General features: G+C 58.7%; 17 protein-coding genes and 4 tRNA genes. 13 read left to right on the top strand and 8 right to left on the bottom strand.

Annotated elements, in window-relative coordinates:
• Positions 1–89: 89 nt before the first annotated feature.
• A complete protein-coding gene (locus tag AB5Z09_RS08300) occupies positions 90–551 on the bottom strand; it encodes a DUF6314 family protein (RefSeq protein ID WP_368195046.1) in 462 nt (153 codons plus the stop codon).
• Between the two features lie 39 nt (positions 552–590).
• Here AB5Z09_RS08300 and AB5Z09_RS08305 point away from each other — a divergent pair, with 39 nt between their 5' ends.
• The gene (locus tag AB5Z09_RS08305) at positions 591–1,445 is read left to right on the top strand and encodes a carboxylate/amino acid/amine transporter (protein WP_129503003.1); all 855 of its coding nucleotides are present in this window, start codon (positions 591–593) and stop codon (positions 1,443–1,445) included.
• A gap of 6 nt (positions 1,446–1,451) precedes the next feature.
• Here the strand turns inward: AB5Z09_RS08305 and AB5Z09_RS08310 are convergent, their stop codons facing one another.
• Both AB5Z09_RS08310 and AB5Z09_RS08315 read right to left on the bottom strand, forming a co-directional pair.
• Positions 1,452–2,315 carry a sensor domain-containing diguanylate cyclase gene (locus tag AB5Z09_RS08310; RefSeq protein ID WP_368195047.1) on the bottom strand — a complete coding sequence of 288 codons (864 nt, stop codon included), beginning with the start codon at positions 2,313–2,315 and terminating at the stop codon, positions 1,452–1,454.
• A gap of 70 nt (positions 2,316–2,385) precedes the next feature.
• On the bottom strand, positions 2,386–3,099 hold the full coding sequence (locus AB5Z09_RS08315; RefSeq protein WP_005339249.1) for a 3-deoxy-D-manno-octulosonic acid kinase: 714 nt from the start codon (positions 3,097–3,099) through the stop codon (positions 2,386–2,388).
• Positions 3,100–3,321: 222 nt separating this feature from the next.
• On the opposite strand from AB5Z09_RS08315, the gene AB5Z09_RS08320 reads away from it, so the two are divergent.
• From AB5Z09_RS08320 to AB5Z09_RS08355, 8 genes are all read left to right on the top strand, one after another.
• The gene (locus tag AB5Z09_RS08320) at positions 3,322–4,377 is read left to right on the top strand and encodes a glycosyltransferase family 9 protein (RefSeq protein ID WP_368195048.1); all 1,056 of its coding nucleotides are present in this window, start codon (positions 3,322–3,324) and stop codon (positions 4,375–4,377) included.
• Positions 4,378–4,676: 299 nt separating this feature from the next.
• A complete protein-coding gene (gene gmk, locus AB5Z09_RS08325; protein ID WP_139405247.1) occupies positions 4,677–5,303 on the top strand; it encodes a guanylate kinase in 627 nt (208 codons plus the stop codon).
• A gap of 79 nt (positions 5,304–5,382) precedes the next feature.
• Positions 5,383–5,658: a DNA-directed RNA polymerase subunit omega gene (gene rpoZ / locus AB5Z09_RS08330; RefSeq protein ID WP_005307060.1), complete on the top strand. Its 276-nt coding sequence runs from the start codon at positions 5,383–5,385 to the stop codon at positions 5,656–5,658.
• Between the two features lie 131 nt (positions 5,659–5,789).
• Positions 5,790–7,907 carry a bifunctional GTP diphosphokinase/guanosine-3',5'-bis pyrophosphate 3'-pyrophosphohydrolase gene (gene spoT, locus AB5Z09_RS08335; RefSeq protein ID WP_019446267.1) on the top strand — a complete coding sequence of 706 codons (2,118 nt, stop codon included), beginning with the start codon at positions 5,790–5,792 and terminating at the stop codon, positions 7,905–7,907.
• Positions 7,908–7,951: 44 nt separating this feature from the next.
• Entirely contained in the window at positions 7,952–8,683 is a 732-nt protein-coding gene (gene trmH / locus AB5Z09_RS08340; RefSeq protein ID WP_123174060.1) for a tRNA (guanosine(18)-2'-O)-methyltransferase TrmH, read from the top strand.
• On the top strand, positions 8,683–9,342 hold the full coding sequence (locus AB5Z09_RS08345; RefSeq protein WP_219265249.1) for a CatB-related O-acetyltransferase: 660 nt from the start codon (positions 8,683–8,685) through the stop codon (positions 9,340–9,342). Before trmH ends, AB5Z09_RS08345 begins: the two co-directional genes overlap by 1 nt.
• Positions 9,342–10,382: an alpha/beta fold hydrolase gene (locus AB5Z09_RS08350; protein WP_139429249.1), complete on the top strand. Its 1,041-nt coding sequence runs from the start codon at positions 9,342–9,344 to the stop codon at positions 10,380–10,382. Before AB5Z09_RS08345 ends, AB5Z09_RS08350 begins: the two co-directional genes overlap by 1 nt.
• 89 nt (positions 10,383–10,471) lie before the next feature.
• Positions 10,472–11,287 carry a Cof-type HAD-IIB family hydrolase gene (locus AB5Z09_RS08355; RefSeq protein ID WP_005339262.1) on the top strand — a complete coding sequence of 272 codons (816 nt, stop codon included), beginning with the start codon at positions 10,472–10,474 and terminating at the stop codon, positions 11,285–11,287.
• A gap of 34 nt (positions 11,288–11,321) precedes the next feature.
• Here the strand turns inward: AB5Z09_RS08355 and AB5Z09_RS08360 are convergent, their stop codons facing one another.
• The 5 genes from AB5Z09_RS08360 to AB5Z09_RS08380 form a co-directional block, all read right to left on the bottom strand.
• A complete protein-coding gene (locus tag AB5Z09_RS08360; protein WP_005339265.1) occupies positions 11,322–11,837 on the bottom strand; it encodes a ricin-type beta-trefoil lectin domain protein in 516 nt (171 codons plus the stop codon).
• Positions 11,838–12,016: 179 nt separating this feature from the next.
• Positions 12,017–12,093: transfer RNA gene (locus AB5Z09_RS08365), tRNA-Pro, on the bottom strand.
• Between the two features lie 76 nt (positions 12,094–12,169).
• Positions 12,170–12,255 (bottom strand) — tRNA-Leu (locus AB5Z09_RS08370).
• A 20-nt stretch (positions 12,256–12,275) separates the two neighbouring features.
• A tRNA-His gene (locus AB5Z09_RS08375) sits at positions 12,276–12,351 on the bottom strand.
• A gap of 51 nt (positions 12,352–12,402) precedes the next feature.
• Positions 12,403–12,479: transfer RNA gene (locus tag AB5Z09_RS08380), tRNA-Arg, on the bottom strand.
• Positions 12,480–12,711: 232 nt separating this feature from the next.
• Between AB5Z09_RS08380 and AB5Z09_RS08385 the strand changes: the two genes are divergently transcribed.
• The 4 genes from AB5Z09_RS08385 to AB5Z09_RS08400 all read left to right on the top strand — a co-directional run bounded on the left by AB5Z09_RS08385 (position 12,712) and on the right by AB5Z09_RS08400 (position 19,620).
• Positions 12,712–13,308, top strand: a complete 597-nt coding sequence (locus tag AB5Z09_RS08385) for a TetR/AcrR family transcriptional regulator (protein WP_005339267.1) — start codon at positions 12,712–12,714, stop codon at positions 13,306–13,308.
• Entirely contained in the window at positions 13,305–14,438 is a 1,134-nt protein-coding gene (locus AB5Z09_RS08390) for an efflux RND transporter periplasmic adaptor subunit (protein WP_005355753.1), read from the top strand. Before AB5Z09_RS08385 ends, AB5Z09_RS08390 begins: the two co-directional genes overlap by 4 nt.
• Positions 14,439–14,453: 15 nt before the next feature.
• A complete protein-coding gene (locus AB5Z09_RS08395; protein ID WP_005355755.1) occupies positions 14,454–17,534 on the top strand; it encodes a multidrug efflux RND transporter permease subunit in 3,081 nt (1,026 codons plus the stop codon).
• Between the two features lie 118 nt (positions 17,535–17,652).
• Positions 17,653–19,620 carry an ATP-binding protein gene (locus AB5Z09_RS08400; protein ID WP_368195049.1) on the top strand — a complete coding sequence of 656 codons (1,968 nt, stop codon included), beginning with the start codon at positions 17,653–17,655 and terminating at the stop codon, positions 19,618–19,620.
• The last annotated feature ends 24 nt before the right edge of the window (positions 19,621–19,644 follow it).

A 19,644-nucleotide genomic window follows, 5' to 3' on the forward strand; every position in this document is an offset into this window, starting at 1 on the left:
TCCTGTTTTTGGGACTGTTTTAAAAAACCTCCGATTTGTCCCCCGCTACCGGCGCTCTGCGCCGGTTTTTTTATGCCTGCCAACCGGCATCAGATCAGATAGCGATAGCTGAGTCGCTCGTTCTTGCGCGGCCCGGTGATCTGCCAGCTCAGCAAGAAACCGCCGTCTATCTCAGTCAACTCGGCACTGTAGTGATCCGCCCCGCACAGATGGGGCTCGGCGGTCAGCCAGCGGCCATCCCCCTGCGGCAGCAACTCGAACAGTTCGACCGGCGCTTGATAACGCAGATGGGAGAGACGGATCCCCCGCTCGCTACGCTGCCACCAGAAGCGGTTATGCATGGCGAGTTCCCTGCCATGCGGCGTGGTGTAGCGACCCTGCTCGTTAAAGAGCCAGCCCCCCTGATGATCGGTCACCTGCACACGCCCCTCGCCCCGACCATTCCAGTCGGTCGCCGACCCCTCGCCATTGTTGGCGGTAAAGGAAAATGCTCCGACCTGTGGCAATCGCGCCCATAAACGCTGGATTGCCGCTTCCATCTCGGCCATCATAGCCCCCTTAAAATTGACAACTGATGATAAATCAAACACATGAACTACTTGATAGGGGTCACCCTGCTCTGGTCATTCTCCTTCAGCCTGATCGGGGTCTACCTCGCCGGTCAGGTGGATGCCTACTTCTCGGTGCTGACCCGCATTGCCCTCGCCAGTCTGGTGTTTCTCCCCTTCCTGCGCCGCCGCTGGCTGCGCCCCGATCTGGCGGCCAAGCTGATGGCGCTGGGCGCCATCCAGCTCGGCATCATGTATCTCTTCTACTACCACTCCTTCCTGCTGCTGACGGTGCCGGAAGTACTGGTCTTTACCATCTTCACCCCCATCTACGTCACCCTGCTCCACGACCTGCTGGAAGGGCGCTTCAAGCCCACCTATCTGTGGGGCGCCCTGCTGGCGGTGCTCGGGGCTGCCGTCATCCGCTTCGACGGCCTGACCGAAAGCTATGTGCTGGGATTTCTGGTGGTGCAGGGGGCCAACCTCTGTTTCGCCCTGGGTCAAGTGGGCTACAAGGTACTGCTGGCAAGGGAGGCGGAGCAACCGCCGCAACTGGCGGTGTTCGGCTGCTTCTATCTGGGGGCGCTGGTGATCGCACTGCCCGCCTGGTGGCTGCTGGGCAAGCCGCAATACCCAACGTCAGGGTTGCAGTGGGGTATTCTGCTCTGGCTGGGGGTGGGTGCCTCCGGCCTCGGCTACTTCCTCTGGAACAAGGGGGCGACGCTGGTCACCAGCGGGGTGCTGGCCATCATGAACAATGCGCTCATTCCGGCCGGCTTGCTGGTCAATCTGCTGCTCTGGGGCAAGGATACCGACCTGACCCGACTGACCATCGGCGGCCTGCTGATGCTGGCCTCGCTCTGGGTCTGCCAGCGTGACAAGCGCGGCCAACCCTGACCACACTCAGCCGACGACGGTGTTGTGCTCCCGTCTGGCCTGACTGTGACAGCTGGCCAGCCGGGCCAGCAGATGATCGAGCTGCTCGCCAGCCTGACTCTGCACCAGCCCGATGCTGACGGTGACCGGCCGCTGTGACAGCAGGCTGGCATCGGCAATCTCGAGGCGCAGCCGCTCGGCGATCTCCAGCGCACTGATCCGCTCGGTCTGGGAGAGCATCAGGATAAAACCGTCCTCATCCCAGCGGGCGAAGGGATCTTCCCGCCGCAGTTCGTGGCGTACGATACGCGCCAGCTTGGCCAGCATGGCGTCGCAAGCCGCTTCGCCAAACAGTTGCTGGATTTTGGCCATGTGATCGACCGAGAACTGCAGCAAACTGAAAGTGCCGCTCTCGGTCGCCAGCCGCTCTTCAAGCAGTTGCTCGAAACGGCCACGGCTCTCCAGTCCGGTCAGCGGATCGGTGCCATGTCGCTCCTCCACAAGCACGGCAGCGGGATCGAGGTGACGGACGACCCCCAGCAGGTAACCCCGCTCATCACGACGCATCCGCTCTTCCAGCCGGATGTAGTGACCGTGATGATGCAGAATGCGGTATTCGAGGCGCAGACCGCTGCTGCGGCCGCTCTGGCAGGCGAGCAGGGCATCTTCCAGCCGGGCAACATCGTCGGGATGCACCCGATCCAGCCAGCCGAGATCATCCGGCCAGCACTCTCCCAATCCCAACAGGCGCAGGCAGGAGGGATCACGCTGCAGTCCATGTTGGGCTGACCAGCTCCAGATCCCCGCCTCCAGCAGCGCCATGGCATCAGACAGCAGACCCGGATCAAGCCGGGCAGTCACATCGACCAAAGGTGTCTTGAGCATTTCCATGGGGCGCCTCGAAACGGGATCTGAATACTTGCTCAATAAGTAACATTGGCGTTCACGCCGAGCAACAGGGTCAGAGCGCTTTTCCCTGATACCCGTTCATCAAGGTCTGCCAGTTCTCCGGTACGAAGTGGAAACTGGTATGCAGTTGAGACTCTTTATTGAATGAACGGAGCAAGCGTTCCAGATTGGCCTTCTGCCATTCGCCGGGGGAGCGGATCGCCCCCTTGTCAAAATCGATCACCCACACCTTGCCCTCTTTATCGAGCAGCAGATTGTGGCTGTTGAGATCGGCGTGATAGACCCCGGCATCGTGCAGCTGACGCACCGTCTGACCTATCTTGTGCCATACCTCGGTCGCCACCGGCCCCTGCTTGAGCAGTGCCACCATATCCTTGGCACCGCGAATTCGCTCTATCAGGATATCGGCACGATAGAATGGGCCCTGTTTGACCATGCGGGCACCAAACGGACGCGGCACCGGCAGACCCAGCTCGCACAGCTTGGCCAGCAGGGTGTATTCGGCCATGGCGCGGCTCGACTCAACCCCTTCGAACCAGAAGCGATCCCGCACCACCTTGCCCACCATGCCGCCACGATAGTAGTGGCGCAGCACCAGATGGCGGGACTCATCCTTGACGAACCAGGTCACCCCCCGCCCGATGGAGGTTCCCACCACCTGACGGTTGTTCTGCCACCAGGCAGGATCGAATAACTGGGGAGAGGGGTCGCGAAAGGCCCCTTCGGCATACCAGCAGATCTGGTTGTGTTCGGTCTGTACTCGCATCGTGGAGATCCCGCTCGGTGGGTCATGGATCGCAATTTTTCAATTGGCGATGAGGCTGCCGCTCTGGCATGCCCGCAATAGTGGCCTTTAATCAACGACGTGCAGAAACAGGTCATGGCGCTGGGCCCGGCCTATCCCGGCTGACGATTGTGCGCAATTTTACAATCCAGAGGGGAGTTTGCATAATGCCATCCACCCTTTTTGCCAGCCGTGCGCCACAACATGCCGCTATTTCAAACGCCCCCCTCCTCCATCTGCATCCTGCGGCTCTCCGCCATCGGGGATTGCTGCCACGCACTGGCGCTGGTGCGCGTCATCCAGCGGGAGTGGCCACAAACCCGCATCACCTGGATCACCGGCAAAATCGAGGCAACCCTGTTTGCTGATCTGCCCGGCGTCGAGGTAATCCCCTTCGACAAGAGCAAGGGGTGGCGCGGCTATCGCGATCTCTGGCAGACCCTCAAGGGGCGCAAATTCGATGCCCTGCTCCACCTGCAGGCAGCGATGCGAGCCAGCATCGCCACCCTCGGCATCAGCGCCAAGGTCAAACTAGGGTTTGATCGGGAACGGGCCAACGACGGCCAGTGGCTGTTCACCAACCACAAGGTGCCTTCGCCTGCCTCCCCCCATGTGCTGGACGGTTTCCTCGCTTTCGCCAAAGAGCTCGGCATCAAGGATCTGACCCCGGACTGGCAACTGCCCATCAGCGCCGAGCATCAGGCGTGGGCAAGGGAGAAGATTGGCGGCAAACCGACCCTGCTAATCTGCGCCGCCGCCAGCAAGGCCTTCAAGAACTGGACGGCCGCAGGCTATGCTGCGCTGGCAGATCACGCCGCCAACAAGGGCTTTCAAGTTTATCTCTGTGGCGGGCCTGCCAAACTGGAGCGGGATCTGGCTGCCGAGATCCAGCGCTTAAGCCAGAGCAAACCGGTCGATCTGGTGGGGCAGACCAACCTCAAGCAGTTATTGGCACTGATTGGCGAGGCGAGTCTGGTACTGGCCCCCGATACCGGCCCCACCCATATGGCCACCATTGTAGGCACGCCGGTGATCGGCCTCTATGCCCACCACAATCCGGCCCGCACCGGCCCCTATCTGTGCCGCGACTACGTGGTCAGCGTCTATCAGGAGCTGGTCGAGCAGGAGACCGGCAAGCCGCTGGCCGAATTGAGCTGGCGCACCCGTCTCAAAGACCCGGAGGCCATGCGAAAAATCACCAGCGAGCAGGTGATCGCCGCGTTCGATCGACTCTGCGCCGATCGTCAGCTGCCGCAGTGACAGGGCACCTCGGGAATTCCGAGCCATCAGGCAGGGATAACCTGATAGCCTCTGCCCTCAGCCAAAGGCACAATGCAGGCTGATGTGGGTTACGCTCCCGCAGCAAGCTACGAATCTTTGATCGGCTGGAATATGATTCCGGCCGTTTTTTTATTCGCCGCATTCTGGTAAAATTCGCCGCCTTTACATCCTCCTGACTCAAGAATTTTCCGCGTTTTGCGTTTGGCTGTCTCCCTTTCGGGCACAAGACGGCGGTCTCTGCTACAACCAAAACAGCGGTTTCGATTAAAGGTAATAATATGGCGCAACAAGGCACTCTCTATATCATCTCTTCTCCGAGCGGCGCGGGTAAATCCAGTCTGCTCAATGCCTTGCTGACCAACCACAATCAAGCTGGCAAGATGCAGCTGTCGGTTTCCCACACCACTCGCGCCACCCGTCCTGGCGAAGAGCACGGCGTACACTACCACTTCGTTCAGGTGGAAGAGTTCAAGGCGCTGATCGAGCGCGGTGATTTTCTGGAGTGGGCCGAAGTGTTCGGCAACTACTACGGCACCTCCCGCGCCACCATCGAAGCCTGTCTGGCCAAGGGGATCGACGTATTCCTCGACATCGACTGGCAAGGTGCCCGCCAGATCCGCGAGCAGATGCCGACCAAATCCATTTTCATCCTGCCCCCCAGCCGCGAAGAGCTGGAACGCCGCCTGATTGGGCGCGGTCAGGACAGCGCCGAAGTGATTGCCGGCCGGATGGCGAAAGCCATTGCCGAAATGGTGCACTACGACGAGTATGACTATGTCATTATCAACGAAGACTTCGAGCAGGCGCTGTTCCAGCTCAGGTCCATTATTGAGTGCCAACGGCTGGAGATGCGTCACCAGCAACAGGCTCAAAAAAACTTGCTGCAACAGCTACTGGCAGAGTAAGCCAAAAACAAGTAAACTTTTGCGTCATTTTTAAACACTGCTTTTCTAAATACAGAAAGCCCAAACACTGGAGTCCTGCATGGCACGCGTTACTGTAGAAGATGCTGTAAAACAGGTAGGTAACCGTTTTGACCTGGTGCTGGTCGCCGCGCGCCGCGCTCGTCAAATCGCGGTACAAGGCAAAGATCCCCTGGTCGACGAAGAGAACGACAAGCCGACTGTGATCGCCCTGCGTGAGATCGAGCTGGGTCTGGTGAACAATCAAGTGATGGACACCCAGGACCGCTACGAACAGCAAGAGCAGGAAGCCGCCGAGCTGGCTGCCGTTGCTGCCATCGCCGAAGGCCGCGGTTAAGTTATTCCTCCGGTTGGCACCCGCCCGGGTGCCGACTGTTCATCCCCATTTACAACCGCTCGAAAACCTCGCAAACTCAGGGCTATACCCTCAATTCCACGAATTGCCGTTTCACCGCTGCGGGGACTGTCTTGTATTTATTTGAAAACCTTAAAGAAATAGCCAGTTCCTACCTGCCGCCAGAGCAGGTTGAGAAGCTCAAGCAAGCCTATGTGGTGGCCCGTGATGCCCACCAGGGTCAGATGCGTTCCAGTGGCGAACCCTACATCACCCACCCTGTTGCCGTTGCCCGAATCCTGGGTGACATGCGCCTCGATCATGAAACCCTGATGGCCGCCGTGCTGCACGACGTCATCGAAGACACCTCTGTCACCAAGGCCGATCTGGCCGAACAGTTTGGCAATGCGGTTGCAGAACTGGTGGCCGGGGTCTCCAAGCTCGACAAGCTGAAATTTCGCGATCGCAAAGAGGCGCAGGCCGAGAACTTCCGCAAGATGGTGATGGCAATGACCCAGGATATCCGGGTCATTCTGATCAAGCTGGCCGACCGCACCCACAATATGCGAACCCTGGGTTCCCTGCGACCGGACAAACGCCGCCGCATCGCCCGGGAAACCCTCGAAATCTTCGCCCCCATCGCCAACCGCCTCGGTATTCACACCATGAAGAACGAGCTGGAAGAGCTGGGTTTCGAGGCGCTCTATCCCATGCGATCCCGCGTGTTGCGCGAATCGGTGCGCCGCGCCCGTGGCAATCGCCGCGAGATCATCGACTCCATCCAGAGCGAAATCAGCGGTCGTCTAAAAGAGGCAGGAATCGAGCATCAGGTCAGTGGCCGCGAGAAAAACCTCTTCTCCATCTACAACAAGATGGAGAAAAAAGAGCTGCAATTTCATGAGGTAATGGATATCTACGCCTTTCGGGTCAAGGTGAAGGACATAGATACCTGTTACCGGGTGCTGGGGCAGATGCACAGCCTCTATAAGCCGCGCCCCGGCCGCTTCAAGGATTACATCGCCATCCCCAAGACCAACGGCTACCAGTCGCTGCACACCTCGCTGGTGGGGCCGCACGGGGTACCGGTGGAGGTGCAGATCCGCACCGAATTTATGGATCAGATGGCCGACAAAGGGGTTGCTGCCCACTGGGCCTACAAGCAGGATGGCGACAGCTCGGGTACTACCGCCCAGATCCGCGCCCAGCGCTGGATGCAGAGTCTGCTGGAATTGCAGCAGAGCGCCGGCAGCTCGTTTGAATTTATCGAAGGGGTCAAAACCGACCTCTTCCCCGACGAGATCTACGTGTTCACGCCGGAAGGACGCATCATGGAGCTGCCCGCTGGCGCCACGCCGGTGGACTTCGCCTACACGGTGCACACCGATATCGGCCATGCCTGCGTCGGTTCACGGGTCGACCGCCACCCCTACCCGCTCAGCAGCCCGCTGCACTCGGGCCAGACGGTGGAGATCATTACTGCACCGGGCGCCCGCCCCAACGCGGCCTGGCTCAACTTCGTGGTGACCACCAAGGCCCGTTCCAAGATCCGCCAGTTCCTCAAGAACCTGCGCACCGAAGAGTCGGTGGTGCTGGGTCGCCGCCTGCTCAACCATGCGCTGGGCGCCAAGAATATCGAAGACATTCCCGAGCCACGCATCAAGCAGGTGCTGGCCGATACCAAGCATGAGAACCTGCAGGGGCTGCTGGCCGATGTGGGCCTCGGCAACGCCATGAGCGTGATGGTGGCGCGCCGCATGCTGGGGGATGAACTACCGCCGGAAGAGCAACCCAAGTCCAGCAGCAAGAAGATGCCGATCAAGGGTGCCGACGGCATGCTGGTCACCTTCGCCAACTGCTGCCGTCCGATCCCGGGAGATGCCATTATCGCCCATATCAGCCCGGGCAAGGGTCTGGTGATTCACCAGGAAGCCTGCCGCAACATCAAGGGCTACAGCAAGGAGCCGGACAAGTACCTGCCGGTGCAGTGGGAAGTGGACAAGGAGCAGGAGCAGGAGTTCCGCACCGGTATCAGCATCGAGATCGTCAACCATCAGGGAGCGCTGGCCGAGCTGGCCAACGTGATTGCCGCCACCGGCGCCAATATTCACGCCATCAGCACCGAAGAGAAGGATGGCCGGGTCTATCAGGTCAGCCTGCTCATCACCACCAAGAGCCGCATCCACCTAGCCAACATCATGCGCAAGATCCGCGTGATGCCCAACGTGCTCAAGGTGAGCCGACAGAAGAACTGAACACAGGCGGCGCAAGCCGCCTGCTGCTTTTATAGAGACAAGCCATGACCCCCGAACGCTTCAAGCGCATCACCGATATGCTGGCCCAGCGTCAGCTCGATTTGACCGTCTGTATGGAAGAGGTACACAAACCTCACAATCTGGCCGCCATCGTGCGTACCGCCGATGCCATCGGCATCCACCGGGTACACGCGGTCTGGCCCAAAACCTGGATCCACAAGCGCAAGGGCACCGCCCGCGGCAGCCAGAACTGGGTGGATGTAAAACTGCACCCGGATATCGGCACAGCCGTTGCCGAGCTGAAAGCTTCAGGCATGCAGATCCTGGCAACTCACCTCTCAGACAGCTCGGTCGATTTTCGCGCCATCGATTACACCAAACCGACCGCCATTCTGGTGGGTCAGGAGAAACACGGCATCGGTGAAGAGGCGCTGGCGCTGGCCGACCACCATATCGTCATTCCCATGGTGGGCATGGTGCAGTCCCTCAACGTCTCGGTGGCTGCCGCCGCCATCCTCTACGAGGCGCAGCGCCAGCGCGAGCTGGCCGGTTACTATCAGCGCGGCTGCCCGCTCACACTGGAGGAGCAGAACAGCATCCTGTTCGAGGGGGGTTATCCTATCTATGCCCAGCTCTGCAAAGAGAAAGAGATGCCCTACCCCCAGCTCGGCCCGGCCGGTGAAATTCTGGCGGACGAAGAGTGGTGGCAACGGATGCAGCTGACCCGCAAAGGGTGGGCGCAGCAGAGCGAGCAGGACGATCCGCAGGAGGAGTGATGGATAACCCTTTTGGCAGCTGGCTGGAATCGCAAATCATCCGGGATCACCTGACCAACCCGAACATAGAGGCCGGCGACTACAGCTACTACTCCGGCTACTACCACGGCAAGCCGTTCGAGGATCACTGCGTCCGCTACCTGCTCGGCGATGGCTCGACCCGCGACACCTGGGAGAGCGGCCTCTGGGGCGAGGTGGATCGGCTGATCATCGGCAAATTCTGCTCCATCGGCTCGGGCGCCACCTTCATGCTGGCAGGCAATCAGGGCCACCGGCTGGATTGGGTTTCCACCTTCCCGTTCAATCCCGACACCTTTGGCGAAGGGACCCGCAGCGGCTTTCTGCGCAAGGGGGACACCCGGATTGGCAACGATGTCTGGATCGGCTCGGAAGCGATGATCATGCCCGGTATCACTATCGGTGATGGCGCCGTCATCGCCACCCGCGCCGTGGTGACCAAGGATGTGGCCCCTTACACCATAGTCGGCGGCAACCCGGCCCAGCCGATCCGCCGTCGCTTCAGTGATGAGCAGATCCTCATGCTGCAAGAGATGCAGTGGTGGGACTGGCCCCTGCACCGCTTGCAAGCCAGCATGGCGCTGCTCTGCTCGGGGGATATCGCCGCCCTTTATCACCATTGGCAACAGGAGTGTGCCTGATGAAACCCCTCTCTCTTTCCCTGTTGGCCCTGACCCTGTTTTCTGCCGGAGCCCTTGCCGTGACCAATACCTATCAGCTCACCAGCGAAGCCGATGTACCCAGCCTCTACCAGCAAACCCTGCCCGACTTCTGGCGCCAGCATGCGGTTGAAGGGGAGTTCAAGGGCAAGGACGGGGTGACCATCCGCTATGCCGCGCTGCGGCAGGAGAAGGTTGATCGCGCCATCCTCATCGTCAATGGCCGGGTCGAAAGCTACCTCAAGTATCAGGAGCTGGCGTGGGATCTCTGGCGTCAGGGCTACAGCCTCTATCTCATCGACCATCGTGGTCAGGGGATGTCCGACCGGATGCTGAATGACCCGCAGAAGGGATATGTCGACCAGTTCGACGATTATGTGGTCGATCTCAAGCAGTTTCACGACCAGATCATCATGGCGGACCAGCCTGCCAAGCTGTTCCTGCTGGCCCACTCCATGGGCGGCGCCATCTCGGCCCGCTATCTGGAACGCTGGCCGGATGATATCAAGGCGGCCGTGCTCTCCTCCCCCATGCTGGGCATCAATCTCGGCGGTCTGCCCAAGTGGCTGGCCAAGGGATTGGCGAGCACCATAGGCACGGTCGGCGGCTGGCTTGGCGAGCCTCCCTACGGCCCCGGTCAGGGCGCCTATCAGGATCACGGCTTTGCCGACAACGAGCTGACTCACAGTCAGTCCCGCTATCAGGCGTTTCGCCAAATCTACGAGCAGCACCCGCAGATCAAGCTGGGTGGCGCTACCGCGCACTGGATTTATCAGGGGATCACCGGTGCCGATGCCGCCATCGCCGATGCGGGCGCCATCAAAACCCCGCTGCTGGTGCTGCAGGCTGGCAGCGACAGCGTGGTAGACAATGCCGCGCAGGATCGCTTCTGCACCATTGCCAAGTGTGAAGGGGGCAAACCGCTGCGCATCGAGGGTGCTTGGCACGAGCTGTTTATCGAATCCGACGACAAGCGCCAGCCCGCCCTGACCGCGATGGTCGACTTTTTCGCCCGCTTCTGAGCTGGCTATTTTTTGTAACCCTAAATAAATGGGGTGACAGTGCGGGCTAAGGTAAACTGCCCCTGTTTTCAATCGATGCCGAGGTAATGATGTTCAAGGTAGTTGTATCCGATCTCGATGGCACTCTGCTCAACAAGCAGCACCAGATCTCTCCCCGTACCCGGGATACCCTGCACCGCCTGGTAGAACAAGGTGTGAAATTCGTGGTCGCCACCGGCCGTCATCATGTTGACGTTCGCAGCTTCCGCGATGCGCTGGGGATGGACATCTACCTCATTACCTCCAATGGCGCCGTGGTCCATGACAAACAGGATCAGCTGATTTTCAACCAGCCGCTGCCGACCGAGATCGCCGCCGAACTGATTGCGCTGGAGCGCGACCCCTCTATCCACCTCAATGTCTATCAGGGTGATGACTGGGTGGTGGAAGAGGAGCTGCCCTGGCTGCTGCAGTTCCACGACGAGTCAGGGTTTACCTACCGCCTCGTCGATGACCTGAAACAGGAACCGAAAGAGCAGATCAACAAGGTGTTCTACATCGGTGACCACGAGAAGCTGCTGAAGATTGAGGCGCACCTCAACCAGCGCTACGGCGATCAGCTCAACGTCACCTTCTCATTGCCGGACTGCCTCGAAGTGATGCACGCCGGGGTGCACAAGGGCAATGCTGTGCGAGCCGTGCTGGAACAGAACGGTTTCGATATGTCGGAGGCGATCGCCTTCGGCGATGGCATGAACGACTTCGAGATGTTGACCATGGTGGGACGCGGTATCGTGATGGGCAACGCCCATGACCGCCTGAAAATGGCGCTGCCGGAGTACGAGCAGACCCTCACCTCCGATGAAGATGGCGTCGCCGTCTATCTGGAAAAACTGTTCGAACTGGAGAGCGTCAGCGCAGCCTGATCCTCTTCATCCCGACATCCGATTCAGCAAAGCCTCACCATGTGAGGCTTTGTTTTTTCAGGGTTTCCAGCCAGGGATTGGGCCGCTGCCAGCTGAAGCTCTGGTTCGCACCGCCGTAGCATTCAGCCAGCCGCAGCGGCGTGCCGGGGGTATGGCGTCGCCCGGCCACATCGAGGCAGCGGGAAACCTTGCTGTTGAACAGCCTGTCTTTCTGCCACTCCCACTGCGCCTGACCGTCACAGGGGGCCAGCATCACTTCGCTGTCGTTTTTGGCTTGCAAACAGAGATCCTGCAGGCGCAACTCACCCAGATCCCACTCGAACAGTTGATCGTCTTTTCCGCTGCAAGGTTGTGCCAACACCTTCTGTTGGGACACCGCAACGCAAAAATCACCGCTGGTCAGCAAGGGGGAAAGAGAGCGCTCCTCCTGCGGTTGTGAAGCAATGGAGCCCATCATCACATCGGTGGATGGCGGCTTGATGGTACAGCCACCCAGCAGCAAGGCAGCCAGCAGGGCGGGAGAGCAAGCAAAGGAAATTTTGTTATTCATGGAAAAATGCCTGAAATGGGCCGATGACATCCGGTTGTCAGTGACTCGAGGCTGAAGCATAACCGAAAGGCGGGGCGCGCTGCCCAAATAGAGTGTAAACAGACGTAACAGGGAGAGAGTGCTGGCCCAGCGGAGGCCGGAAAGCAAAAAACCCCGCCGAAGCGAGGTTTTTCTAAATGTGGTCGGTGATAAAGGATTCGAACCTTTGACCCTCTGGTCCCAAACCAGATGCGCTACCGGACTGCGCTAATCACCGAGGCTATTTCTTTCAAAATAGTTTACTTCAAAAAAACAAAGACGACCTGATGGTCATCCTCGTCATACAGCAAGTATGGTGCGAAGAGAGGGACTCGAACCCTCACACCCGGGGGGCACTAACACCTGAAGCTAGCGCGTCTACCAATTCCGCCACCTTCGCGTACCTGACAAGCTGTAAAATGGGGTGGCTGATGGGGCTCGAACCCACGACAACCGGAATCACAATCCGGGACTCTACCAACTGAGCTACAGCCACCACAGCTGTTTTCGTTCCACAACAACGCCCGTTTAACCGACGCACTTTTGATGGTGCGCCCGACAGGATTCGAACCTGTGACCTCTGCCTCCGGAGGGCAGCGCTCTATCCAGCTGAGCTACGGGCGCTACGCTGTCGAACGGGGCGCATTATTAATGATGGTTGCTGGTTTGTCTACACTTTTCTGTCACCGAAACACTGTTCGTTGTTTTTTCAAGCACATTGCGCACTTTTCTTCCACTATTCCCCTGCTGACAGCCGAAAAGGGGCAGATCGCAGTCGCAAATCGCCTTGCTGCCTTGACTTGATTTGATGCCCATCTAGAATGAATGAACGTTCATTCAATCGAAAGTCACACTGATGATTCTGGATAAAAAAGAGAGCATCTTCAACGCGGCCCATGAGGTACTGGGTGAACGGGGTTTTCATGGTCTGTCGATTGCGGAAGTCGCCAAGAAAGCCAATGTTGCCACAGGCACCATCTATCGCTACTTCGGCGACAAGGATGATCTGATCCGGCAACTGCACCAGCACACTATCTTGCAGTGTGTGCCCATGGTCATGGCCGATGTAGCAATCGATAAAGTTTCATTTCAACAATTTCGCCAATTATGGCTCAATATTCATGCCATTTTTGTTAACGAACCCAACGCTATCCGGTGCAAATTGCAGTACGAGAGCTCTCCGCTAGGGGCAGAATTGGAAACCAATCCTGTCATTCTGGCCGCCTGGGAGCCTCTGGACCGATTTTTTGAACAGGGCGTTGAACAAGGATTGTTTATTGATTTACCGATACGGGCACTCCAGGTGTTGAGTCTGGACAGTGTCATGCATCTGGCCCTGCAGTGCAGGGTGCACAACATCACGCTGACCGAATCGCAGTTGGAAACCGCGATCCGGGCCAGCTGGAATGCCATTTTATCCCCCAATCTTTCCACCTCAGGAGCCTGTTCATGAAAAAGTGGATGGCCATTATGTTGCTGATAGCGATCGCCTTGTTTGGCAGCGTCATCGGCTTCAATTTGTTCAAACAGAAGATGATTGCCCAATATATGGCCAACCGGCCGGAACCCGAGTTCCCCGTCACCGCCATGGTGACCAAGGCGCAGGATTGGGTACCGACCATCGAAGCGATCGGCTTCATCGAGCCGAATCAGGGGGTGACCCTCTCCACCGAACTGGCAGGCACCATTGACGCCATCACCTTCGAGTCGGGCAAACCGGTCAAGGCTGACCAGCTGCTGCTGAGCCTGGACTCCACCGTGGAGCGGGCCAATCTGCGCGCCTCCCAGGCCAAGCTACCGGCGGCAAAAGCCAAGTTCGATCGTTTCCAGAACCTCTACAAGACCAGCTCCATCTCCAAAGAGCAGCTGGATGAGGCGGAAGCGGCCTATCGCTCACTGGAAGCAGATATCGAGAGTCTGAAGGCGACCATTGCCCGTCGTGAAGTGCGTGCGCCCTTTAGCGGCGTGGTCGGCCTGCGCAATGTGTTCCTCGGTCAGTATCTGCAGCCGGGCACAGATATCGTGCGCCTGGAAGATACCAGCGTGATGCGCCTGCGCTTCACCGTGCCCCAGACCGATATCTCCAAAATCAAGCTGGGCCAGACCATCAAGATCAATGTGGATGCCTATCCGCAAACCCAGTTTGACGGTCATATCACCGCCATCGAGCCTGCGGTCAACTTCCAGAGCGGCCTGATCCAGGTACAGGCAGACATTCCGAACAACGACGGTCAGCTGCGTTCCGGTATGTTCGCCCGCGCCAGCATCATTCTGCCGACGGTGAAAGATCAGATTGTGATCCCGCAAACCGCTATCTCCTTCACCCTTTACGGTCAGAACGTCTATGTGCTCAAAGAGGGCGAAGAGACCGACAAAGAGGGTAACAAGGTGAAAGTGCTGCGAGCCAAGCAGGTTGTGGTCAAGGCCGGTGAGCGCCGTGGCAACGATGTGCATGTGCTCTCCGGCATCCAGGCCGGTGACCAGATCGTACTGTCGGGTCAGGTTCGCCTGAGCAACGACACCAAGGTGCATGTGGTCGAGAACGATGCCCTGGCCGTTCCGGCACAAACCCCGATGCTGTAAGCGCGGAGATCTGCGATGCGATTTACTGACATATTTATAAAACGGCCTGTGCTGGCGATCTCGCTCAGCTTCCTGATCGCCTTGTTGGGCTTTCAGGCCATCTTCAAGATGCAGGTACGGGAATACCCCGAGGTGACCAACACGGTGATCACCGTCAGCACTGGCTACTATGGCGCCAGTTCTGATCTGATCCAGGGGTTCATCACCCAGCCGCTGGAACAGGCGGTCGCGCAAGCCGACAACATCGACTTCATGACCTCCTCCAGCCAGCTGGGTAGCTCCACCATCACTGCGTACATGAAGCTCAACACCGACCCCAACGCCGCGCTGTCCGACATCCTGGCGAAGGTGAACTCGGTGCGCTCCCAGTTGCCGAAAGAGGCGGAAGACCCGTCGGTCACCTCCTCCACCGGTTCAACCACAGCGGTGCTCTACCTCGGTTTTACCAGCCCGGAGCTCAATTCCAGCCAGATCACCGACTATCTGGAGCGGGTTATCAAGCCGCAGCTCTTTACTGTCGGCGGGGTCTCCAAGGTTGACCTCTACGGCGGTGTCGAGTTTGCCCTGCGGGTATGGCTGGATCCGGCCAAGATGGCGGCCTTCAACCTGACTGCCAGTGACGTGATGACGGTGCTCAACAGCAACAACTATCAGTCCGCGACAGGTCAGGCGACCGGTTACTTCACCCTGTTCAACGGCAACGCCGAGACCCAGGTCAAGGATGTCGACGAGTTGAAGCGTCTGGTCGTTGCTACCCGTGACGGCAAGGTAATCCGCCTTTCCGACATTGCCAAGGTGACCCTCGAGAAGAGCCACGACATCTATCGCGCCAGCGCCAACGGCCGCGAAGCAGTGGTCATGGCGGTCAACGCCGCGCCGACAGCCAACCCCATCAACATCGCCCACGATGTGCTGGCGTTGCTGCCGAGCCTTGAGCGCAATATGCCGAGCACCATGCGTCTCAACGTGATGTATGACTCAACAGTGGCGATCAACGAGTCCATCCACGAGGTTATCAAGACCATCCTGGAGGCAGCCGCCATCGTTCTGGTGGTCATCACCCTGTTCCTCGGTTCGTTCCGCGCGGTCATCATCCCGATCATCACCATTCCGCTCAGTCTTATCGGCGTGGTGATGATGATGGATATGTTCGGCTTCTCGATAAACCTGATGACTCTGCTGGCGATGGTGCTGGCGATCGGTCTGGTGGTGGATGACGCCATCGTGGTGCTGGAGAACGTCGACCGTCATATCAAGGAGGGGGAAGAACCCTTCCGGGCCGCTATTATCGGTACCCGTGAAATTGCGGTGCCGGTTATCGCCATGACAGTTACTCTGGCGGCGGTATACGCCCCTATCGCCTTGATGGGGGGCATCACAGGCTCTCTGTTCAAGGAGTTTGCCCTGACGCTGGCCGGTGCCGTGTTCGTCTCGGGCATCATCGCCCTGACTCTGTCACCGATGATGTGTTCCAAGATGCTCAAGGCCAACGAGCAGCCAGGCAAGTTCGAGAGCACAGTCCATCACCTGCTGGAGCGGATGACCGATCGCTACGACAGCATGCTGCACGCCGTGATGAAAAAGCGCCCCGTCATCGTGGTGTTCGCCGTCATTGTCTTCGCCAGCCTGCCGTTGCTGTTCAAGTTCATCCCGAGCGAACTGGCACCGTCAGAGGACAAGGGGGTAATGGCCGTGCTGGGTACCGCACCGTCCAACGCCAACCTGGACTACATCGAAAACACCATGGCGGATGTGAACAAGATCCTGGACGACCAGCCCGAGATCGCCTTCTCCCAGGTCTTCTCAGGGGTGTTCAACGCCAACCAGGCGTTCGGTATCGCCTCCATGGTGCCCTGGAGCCAGCGTGAAGCGAGCCAGAAAGAGGTGCTGGATCGGGTCGCCAATCTGGTGAAAGACATCCCGGGTATGGCCATCACCACCTTCCAGTTCCCGGAGCTGCCGGGTGCATCGAGTGGTCTGCCGATCCAGTTCGTCATCACCACCCCGAACAGCTTCGAAAGCCTGTTCCTGGTGGCCGGTGAAATTCTGGCCGCGGCGCAGAGTAACGGTCAGTTCGTCTATTCGGATCTCGATCTGAACTACGACTCCGCCACCATGAAGATCCGCATCGACAAGGACAAGGCAGGTGCCTACGGCATCACCATGCAGGATATCGGAATCACCATGGGCACCATGATGGCGGACGGTTACGTCAACCGTATCGACCTGGATGGCCGCTCCTACGAGGTGATCCCGCAGGTCGAGCGCAAATACCGTCTCAATCCGGAGTCCATCAAGGGCTATTACGTGCGGGCCGCAGACGGCAAGTCGATCCCGCTCGGCAGCCTGATCAGCATTGAAGTGGTTGGCGAGCCCCGCGCCCTGCCCCACTTCAACCAGCTGAACTCCGCCACCATTGGCGCCGTTCCGGCTCCGGGCGTGGCCATGGGTGATGCGATCAACTGGTTCCAGACCACCGCCGACGAGAAGCTGCCGCAAGGCTATCGTTACGACTTTATGGGTGAAGCCCGTCAGTTCGTCACCGAAGGCAATGCGCTCTATGCCACCTTCGCGCTGGCACTGGCCATCATCTTCCTGGTGCTGGCGATCCAGTTCGAGTCGGTGCGTGACCCGCTGGTCATCATGGTCTCTGTACCGCTCGCCATCAGCGGGGCCTTGATTGCCCTGGCATGGGGTATGGCGACCATGAACATCTACTCCCAGGTGGGCCTCATCACCCTGGTGGGTCTGATTACCAAGCACGGTATCCTGATCTGTGAAGTAGCTAAGGAAGAGCAGCTGCTGCGCGGCATGAACCGGATGGAAGCAGTAATGCAGGCCGCCAAGGTGCGTCTGCGTCCGATCCTGATGACCACGGCGGCCATGATTGCCGGTCTGATCCCGCTGCTCTACGCCGCTGGCGCCGGTGCGGCACAGCGTTTCAGTATCGGTATCGTCATCGTGGCTGGTCTTGCCATCGGTACCCTGTTTACCCTGTTCGTACTGCCGGTGATCTACACCTATCTGGCTTCCGAGCACAAACCCTTGCCGGTATTCGATGAAACCATTCCGCCCAAAGCAAACGGTGGACATTAATCATCAATCACATGCAAAGGCCCCGATACGGGGCCTTTTTTATGCTTCGCAGGAAAGACGACATAAGTGCATGAAGCAGTTAAACTAAAAAACACCACATCCAGACCGCAAGGACGCCATGTCAGGACTCTTCTCCAAGACCGCCAGGGCCGTAGGCCGCAACGGACTCTCATATCGCCTGCTCTCCTACATTCTGGTCTGCAGTACCGTATTGGCGATGATCATTACGGCGCTGCAACTCGCCTGGGATTACCGCAAGGATGTTGCCGTCATCGAAGACAGCATCGGCCAGATCGAGGCCTCGTTCCTGCAACCCATCGCCGCCAGCTTGTGGAACCTGGATGAAGAGCAGGTCAAAGTGCAAATTGAAGGGATCATGAACCTGCCCAATATGCAGTTCGTGATGGTCAAGGAGATGCTCGGCAACTCCGAAGTCCCGCTGCTGACCCAGGGGGTCGAGCGGGAAAGCTATGATATCTCCCGAGAATTCAACCTCACCTATCAGGGGGAGATTGTCGGCAAGCTGTTCGTTGCTGCCTCTCTCGAGCAGATCTACCAGCGCCTCATCGAAAAATCGGTGCTGATCATGGTCAGCCAGACCATCAAGACCCTGGTGGTCTCATTTTGCATCCTGATCATCATTTACTATCTGGTGGTCAGGCACATCAACCGCATCGCCAACTACGCCCAGAAGTTCAACCTCGATCGGCTCGACATGGCGCTGGAGCTGGAAGGCCGCCCGCAGCCACGCAAGAAACCCGATGAGCTTGATACCCTGGTCGCCACCCTCAACCAGATGCGTACCCGACTGCGTGACGAGCTGGTTGCCCGCCATCAGGCGGTCGAACAACTGCAAAAGGAGCGGGACTTCTCCGCCACCCTGATCAACTCCGCCAACATGGTCATCTGCTGCATGGAACCGGATTTGACCATCGCCAGCATCAACCCGGCAGCCATCTTGCTGACCGGCTACCACCAGCAGGAGCTGCTGCAACACAACTGGCTGGATCTCTTTGTCAGCCCGGCGCAACGGGAAGAGCTGAACGATATTCTGGCGGCGGAAGGTTCACTGTCAGACAAAGAGGTCATCATGCATGACCAGCAGGCTCATGAGCTGGTACTGCAATGGACCTTCGTACCCTTCTACGATGGTCCCAACCTCAAGTACCAGATCGGGTTTGGCTACGACATCACTCAGCTGAAAAAGGTCGAGCGGGAGATAATCCAGCTCAACGAACAGCTGGAAGGCAAGGTGGTGGAACGCACCCGCAGCCTGAGTGAAGCCAACAACCAGCTCGGCAAGGCGTACGACGACCTGAAACAGGCCCAGCAGACCCTGGTGGAGTCGGAGAAGATGGCCTCCCTCGGCTCGCTGGTGGCCGGGGTGGCACACGAGATCAACACTCCGATCGGCATCAGCGTGACCGCCTCCTCCTACCTGCAAGAGCGGGTCGCCGACTTCAAGTCTCATATCGACTCCAAGCAGCTGTCGCGCTCCTATCTCAACGAGTTCACCGTCAACCTCGACGAGTCGATGCAACTGCTGCAGAGCAACCTGCGGCGCGCCTCCGAGCTGATCGCCAGCTTCAAACAGGTGGCTGTCGACCAGTCATCGGAAGCACGCTACAACTTCAGCCTCGCCGACAACCTCCATCAGGTGGTGGTCTCGCTTGGCCACAAACTGAAGAAGAGCCAGTGCGAAGTGGATATCCAGTGCGATCCCAAGCTGTCGATCTTCTCCTTCCCGGGCAGCTTTACCCAGATCTACTCGAACCTGATCCTCAACTCCATCAACCACGGGTTCGACAGCTGGGACAAACCGAAGAAGATCACCATCAAGGTGGAACAGGAGGGAGAGGAGCTGTTTATCGACTATTCGGACAACGGCCGCGGCATCCCGCCCGAAATCTTGCCGCGCATCTTCGATCCCTTCGTCACCTCCAAGCGGGGTCAGGGTGGCAGCGGTCTGGGCACCCACATCATCTACAACCTGGTGGTGCAACTGCTGAAAGGCCGTATCAGCTGTGCCAGCGAACCGGGCCAGGGCGCCCAGTTCCATATTCGCCTGCCGATCCAACATAACTGAGCGCTGGCTCTTGTGAGCCAGCCG

The organism is Aeromonas sp. R2-2, from assembly GCF_040908355.1.
Classification (GTDB): domain Bacteria; phylum Pseudomonadota; class Gammaproteobacteria; order Enterobacterales; family Aeromonadaceae; genus Aeromonas; species Aeromonas veronii.

Bases quoted from the DNA above. Each gene is read 5' to 3' on its own strand.
- gmk (WP_139405247.1), top strand. From the start codon at position 4,677: ATGGCGCAACAAGGCACTCTCTATATCATCTCTTCTCCGAGCGGCGCG.
- AB5Z09_RS08320 (WP_368195048.1), top strand. From the start codon at position 3,322: ATGCCGCTATTTCAAACGCCCCCCTCCTCCATCTGCATCCTGCGGCTC.
- AB5Z09_RS08300 (WP_368195046.1), bottom strand. From the start codon at position 551: ATGATGGCCGAGATGGAAGCGGCAATCCAGCGTTTATGGGCGCGATTG.
- AB5Z09_RS08315 (WP_005339249.1), bottom strand. From the start codon at position 3,099: ATGCGAGTACAGACCGAACACAACCAGATCTGCTGGTATGCCGAAGGG.
- AB5Z09_RS08400 (WP_368195049.1), top strand. From the start codon at position 17,653: ATGTCAGGACTCTTCTCCAAGACCGCCAGGGCCGTAGGCCGCAACGGA.
- rpoZ (WP_005307060.1), top strand. From the start codon at position 5,383: ATGGCACGCGTTACTGTAGAAGATGCTGTAAAACAGGTAGGTAACCGT.
- AB5Z09_RS08360 (WP_005339265.1), bottom strand. From the start codon at position 11,837: ATGAATAACAAAATTTCCTTTGCTTGCTCTCCCGCCCTGCTGGCTGCC.
- AB5Z09_RS08310 (WP_368195047.1), bottom strand. From the start codon at position 2,315: ATGGAAATGCTCAAGACACCTTTGGTCGATGTGACTGCCCGGCTTGAT.
- AB5Z09_RS08385 (WP_005339267.1), top strand. From the start codon at position 12,712: ATGATTCTGGATAAAAAAGAGAGCATCTTCAACGCGGCCCATGAGGTA.
- AB5Z09_RS08395 (WP_005355755.1), top strand. From the start codon at position 14,454: ATGCGATTTACTGACATATTTATAAAACGGCCTGTGCTGGCGATCTCG.
- AB5Z09_RS08345 (WP_219265249.1), top strand. From the start codon at position 8,683: ATGGATAACCCTTTTGGCAGCTGGCTGGAATCGCAAATCATCCGGGAT.
- AB5Z09_RS08390 (WP_005355753.1), top strand. From the start codon at position 13,305: ATGAAAAAGTGGATGGCCATTATGTTGCTGATAGCGATCGCCTTGTTT.
- trmH (WP_123174060.1), top strand. From the start codon at position 7,952: ATGACCCCCGAACGCTTCAAGCGCATCACCGATATGCTGGCCCAGCGT.
- AB5Z09_RS08355 (WP_005339262.1), top strand. From the start codon at position 10,472: ATGTTCAAGGTAGTTGTATCCGATCTCGATGGCACTCTGCTCAACAAG.
- AB5Z09_RS08305 (WP_129503003.1), top strand. From the start codon at position 591: ATGAACTACTTGATAGGGGTCACCCTGCTCTGGTCATTCTCCTTCAGC.
- AB5Z09_RS08350 (WP_139429249.1), top strand. From the start codon at position 9,342: ATGAAACCCCTCTCTCTTTCCCTGTTGGCCCTGACCCTGTTTTCTGCC.